The following is a 1,713-nucleotide window of genomic DNA, read 5'->3' on the forward strand; positions in this document are numbered from 1 at the left end:
CTACTTATATATATCATTCCTCGGACCCTAATTTTTCAATCGAAAAAGGAAATTATGTCTTCAATACTCCAGCCGAAATTATTGTTTATGACCTGGACCCTAATGAAGACCTGACCATTTATGCCAATACGAAAGAATACCCTGTAAACATTCGAGTTTTCGAGGTGATTTGACATGGCACTAACAAGTATTCCCTTCAGCAATATGCCTTATTGGCTAGGTTTTGTCTTTGCAGGCCAAGCATTCACTCTTTCCCATCGGACCACCATTCCCCCTGGGCAGAGCCTCAATATTCAAATAACGACAGGCAAGGACACGATTACGCATATTACGGATCGGAGAATTGTGAGTGGGTCTGAGCAATTAGGGATTAAGTTGCTGAAAAATCCCGGCTTCACGCACGGAAACAGAAAACTTCCCACCATCAACCTCGACGACCGCTCGAAGATACAGGCAGCTACTTCATTTTACAAAAACCCTTCAAACATCCACGGCGGAACGGTGATGGAAGAAACGATGATCCCTAGATACGCCTTTTCTCAGGGCGGCAATCCTATCGAATCGACATCCTACGAAAGAATCCTTCAATTTGACAGCAACTATATGTTAATCATTCAAAACGAAGGATTTTATCCAACAAATGTCGCACTTAATTTGGCTTTTTATGAGTCTGGGAATTGACGTGGAAAGAGTCTATTCATACAGGATAGGTTCTTGGTTATTGCAGGATCTATTCTCAATATTCAATCGCCAATCCCTTCAAGAAGATTGGTGTGACGGGCACTCAATAGGCTTTGGGAATCATTCTAAAAATAACATAACAATAGGCTTTGGCGGCCATTATAAAAATGAACATAAAAAAACGCTGATCAGCTATGGTCGCGTAATCAGCGTTCTTCGTTCTTATCATCAGACACTTTTTCAAATAACTCGGAAAGGTAACCCTTCAGCTCAAAGCCTTCTTCATTTATAAATTCCGTTATCTGTTTCATTTTCTTTCCTCCTCTATTTACTAGCTTGTTAATTATAATATTCCCATTCTATCAACCTTTTAACCCTCCCAATTTATAGAAAAACCTTCGGGCAGCCCGAAGGTTATTTTTCTGCTAGAACCTCTTTGTATTCCGTTTTCTTTTCAAATTCTTTTTTAGCGTAGGAGCATAAAGGAACAATTTTCAATCCTTCATTCTTTGCTTTTTCAACCACATGGCGCACAAGTTCCTCCGCAAGCCCTTGTCCACGCTGGGCTGGATCCAATCCCGTATGATCGATGACAATCACGTCTTCTCCATCCCGGCTAAAAGTAACCTCGCCAACCTCTAATCCCTGCGCATCCTTCACTACGAAACGACCATTTTCTTCTGCAAATTGAAATGACATATTTGAGCACCTCCAATATTAATTATAGTTCCCTTTGAAAAAATTATATAACGTGAGGAAAGAAAAATTGAGGAGTTTTGAGGAAGTTTTTAGACAGAATAAAAGCTGATCAGCGTTTCAGGATCAGCTTTCTTGTTTATCTTCATTATCAGACATTTTTTCAAAGAGCTGTGAAAGGTAACCATTCAGCTCAAAACCGTCTTCTTTCATAAATTCAATAATATGATCCATTTTCACCGACCTCCTTGTTGTGTTGTTGTTGGTTATAGTATTCCCACACTATCAATCTTTTAATCAACCAATTTATGGGGTTTCATAGAGTTAGACGCAGAC

General features: G+C 39.6%; 2 protein-coding genes. One reads left to right on the forward strand and one right to left on the reverse strand.

Features of this window, described 5'->3' with window-relative positions; translation table 11 throughout:
- Nucleotides 1-174 precede the first annotated feature (174 nt).
- Nucleotides 175-681, forward strand: coding sequence for a hypothetical protein (locus WB217_RS19385; protein WP_423994983.1), 507 nt, complete (start codon nt 175-177; stop codon nt 679-681).
- 414 nt (nt 682-1,095) lie between these two features.
- Here the strand turns inward: WB217_RS19385 and WB217_RS19390 are convergent, their stop codons facing one another.
- Entirely contained in the window at nt 1,096-1,380 is a 285-nt protein-coding gene (locus tag WB217_RS19390; protein WP_423994984.1) for a GNAT family N-acetyltransferase, read from the reverse strand.
- Between the last annotated feature and the right edge of the window lie 333 nt (nt 1,381-1,713).

Origin of the sequence: Mesobacillus sp. (genome assembly GCF_049588175.1) — a bacterium.
GTDB lineage: Bacteria > Bacillota > Bacilli > Bacillales > Cytobacillaceae > Mesobacillus.

Excerpts from the sequence above, each read along its gene's own strand:
- WB217_RS19385 (WP_423994983.1), top strand. The coding sequence starts at position 175 with ATGGCACTAACAAGTATTCCCTTCAGCAATATGCCTTATTGGCTAGGT.
- WB217_RS19390 (WP_423994984.1), bottom strand. The coding sequence starts at position 1,380 with ATGTCATTTCAATTTGCAGAAGAAAATGGTCGTTTCGTAGTGAAGGAT.